Source organism: Pseudomonas sp. SIMBA_041, assembly GCF_046535095.1.
Classification (GTDB): Bacteria; Pseudomonadota; Gammaproteobacteria; order Pseudomonadales; family Pseudomonadaceae; genus Aquipseudomonas; species Aquipseudomonas mucoides.
This window is the reverse complement of record NZ_JAWRXJ010000470.1, coordinates 1-262: the sequence shown is the minus strand read 5'-3', so window position 1 is coordinate 262 and position 262 is coordinate 1. Positions and strand designations below refer to the sequence as shown.

At 63.7% G+C, this 262-nt stretch carries 1 pseudogene; it reads right to left on the bottom strand.

Annotated elements, in window-relative coordinates:
* Positions 1–262: pseudogene (locus SB725_RS31965) on the bottom strand (ATP-dependent DNA helicase DinG); the annotation flags it as partial.

The window sequence follows — 262 nt, the reverse complement described above, 5'->3', positions numbered from 1 at the left end:
CTCGCCATCCATGCCTTCCTTGAGCAACTCGGTCAGGCGGGTGAACAGGTCGGTGAGACGGGAAAAGCCCTTTTTCAGCTCCAGGCCCATCTCGCGCATATGCTCGGGGATCAGCCCGCCGACAAAACGGTGGCGTGGCCGCTCGCGGCCTTCCATGTCTTCGCCGGTGCGGAAATCGGCGATCTGCTCGCAGGCGGTGAACATGAACTGCTGCTGGGTCTTGATCTCCCGCGCCAGCTCCGGCACCTGCTCGATCAGGCGC